Origin of the sequence: Moorena sp. SIO4A1, from assembly GCF_010672065.1 — a bacterium.
Classification (GTDB): Bacteria; Cyanobacteriota; Cyanobacteriia; order Cyanobacteriales; family Coleofasciculaceae; genus Moorena.
This window is the reverse complement of record NZ_JAAHHX010000297.1, coordinates 1-2365: the sequence shown is the minus strand read 5'-3', so window position 1 is coordinate 2365 and position 2365 is coordinate 1. Positions and strand designations below refer to the sequence as shown.

1 protein-coding gene is annotated in these 2365 nt (G+C 42.1%); it reads left to right on the top strand.

Going from position 1 to position 2365, the window contains the following annotated elements; genetic code table 11:
• Nucleotides 1-36 precede the first annotated feature (36 nt).
• Nucleotides 37-2175 (top strand): CHASE2 domain-containing protein, encoded by a 2139-nt coding sequence (locus F6K53_RS37490; protein WP_293084716.1) that lies wholly within the window; start codon nucleotides 37-39, stop codon nucleotides 2173-2175.
• The last annotated feature ends 190 nt before the right edge of the window (nucleotides 2176-2365 follow it).

Genomic DNA, 2365 nt, shown 5'->3' with positions numbered 1-2365 from the left:
ACACAACCTCAACAAAATAACCAACATTAAAGCCAAATGTGGCAAACCATAAAACAACAGATTCAACAGTGGGGAACAGTCCTCTTAATCGCGCCGAGTATAGCAGGATTGGTGATTTTAGGAAGCAATGCTGGACTGTTTCGGATGCTGGAATGGGCAAGCCAAGACCAATTATTTCGGCTGCGTCCAAAAGAATCTGTTGACGAGCGCATTGTCCTGGTCACCATTGATGAACCCGATATCAAATATGTTAAGCAATGGCCGATGTCAGATCGGGTTATGGCTCAGCTAATTCGGAATATCAAAGCCCAGCAACCAAGAGCGATTGGAATTGATATTTATCGAGACCTAGTGGTTGAACCTGGACATGATGAACTGGTAGAGGTGTTTAAGTCTACCCCAAATGTGATCGGAATTGAGAAAATTGCTGGCAACCCCATTGCAGCGCCACCAGTGCTGGATAAATTGAGTCAGGTAGCAGCTAACGACGTCCTGCTCGATGGGGATAGCAAAATCCGGCGAGGGATCATTCTCCTGGGCAAACCTGATGGTACCCGTAAGCAAGGATTTGGTGTGAAACTAGCGCTAATGTATTTGGCACAAGACGGTATTAAACTTGAGCCGATCAATCCCGATAAAAAGATATACGGTTTAGGTAAAGCCAAGTTTGTCCCCCTCTCCAGTAATGATGGAGAGTACAGTAAAGCAGAGATGGGAGGATACCAAATATTATTAAACTATCGGGGCGGTGAGGAGAGCTTTTTGACTATCTCCATGAGTGATGTTCTCGACAATCGTATTCCCCCAAATTTGATGAGCGATCGCATTGTCTTGTTAGGGGCAAAAGCCCCAAGTCTCAATGACAATCACCTCACTCCCTACAATAGTACCTTACTAACTCCCACTGAATTAATACCAGGTATAGCAATTCACGCCAATATCAGCAGCCAGATTTTGAGTGCAGCTAATGAAGGTCGTCCGATGCTTAGAGCATCAGTAAAATCCCTGAATTGGCTATGGATAGTGTTCTGGTCTGGATATAGTGCTACCCTTGGAGCCATGTATGTCCGTAGGCGATGGGTAACTGGAGTTGGCACCCTTATAGCCGGAGTTATCATTATTACCAGTTCCTATATTGCCTTTTTATTTGGCTGGTTGATTCCAATATTTACACCCTTGTTTACCGTTATCAGTGCTGCAGTTGTCAGTATTAGTACCACACTTTGGAACAACCTCAAACAGTCCTATCGGGAATTAGAAAAACAACATAAACTATTGCAAGAAGCTCACAGGCAATTAGAAAAAACCAATACGTCCTATAGCAGATTTGTTCCCTTTGAATATCTTAACTTTCTTCAAAAAGAAACTATTCTTGATGTAGATCTTGGCAACCACGTCAGTAAAGAAATGGCGGTCATGTTCTCAGATATTCGCTCTTTCACTACCCTTTCAGAAACCATGACCCCGAAGGAAAACTTCGACTTTGTTAATGCTTACCTCAAGCGTGTCAGTCCCGAGATTCGCAATCAAAACGGCTTTATCGTCAAGTTTCTCGGAGATGGTATAATGGCTGTTTTCCCTGATGGCACCGATGAGGCAGTAGCAGCGGGAATTGCCAAGCAAATCAGAGTGGAAGAATACAATCACAGGCGTATTGCCAAAGGCTATCTACCAATTAAAGTAGGCATTGGCATTCATGTGGGTCAGATGATGGTGGGAATGGTAGGAGAGACATTTCGGATGCAAGGGGATGCTTTTTCTGATAATGTAAACTTAACTGCTCGTTTAGAAGGGTTAACTAAGTTTTATGGCGTGTCTTTGTTAATTTCTGAGCAAGCTTTAGAGCAATTGAGTAATCCTAATCAATACCAGATTCGGTTTCTTGATCGAGCAATTGTTAAAGGAAAAAATGAACCAATTGCTGTTTATGAAATCTTGGAAGGAGAGCCTGAACAAGTTAGGGAATTAAAGTTAACAACCCAGTCAGAATTTAAGCTAGCTATAGATTACTACCGAACTCAAGAATTTGATAAGGCTAAAGCGTGTTTTAATCAAGTGTTAGCTGTCAATCCTAACGATAAGACAGCATTATTGTATGTAGAGCGAATTAATCAATTAATGGTGCAAGGGGTACCCCAGAATTGGGATGGGGTGTGGCGGTTTACCCAGAAATAGCAAGGGTGCATCTCATATTTGTAACAAAGAAGGCGAAGTGTTGAAAGTCTTGGAAGTGTTGGAAGTCTTGGAATTTTCTTATAATTTTTGCCTAATTGCAAAAGCGATACTGCGCGATACACCCAAACTTAGAAACCAAGTTGTCAAATCATTACCAACAAACCTGTCAAATCCCAAATATCGATTGAAG

Excerpts from the sequence above, each read along its gene's own strand:
- F6K53_RS37490 (WP_293084716.1), top strand. The coding sequence starts at position 37 with ATGTGGCAAACCATAAAACAACAGATTCAACAGTGGGGAACAGTCCTC.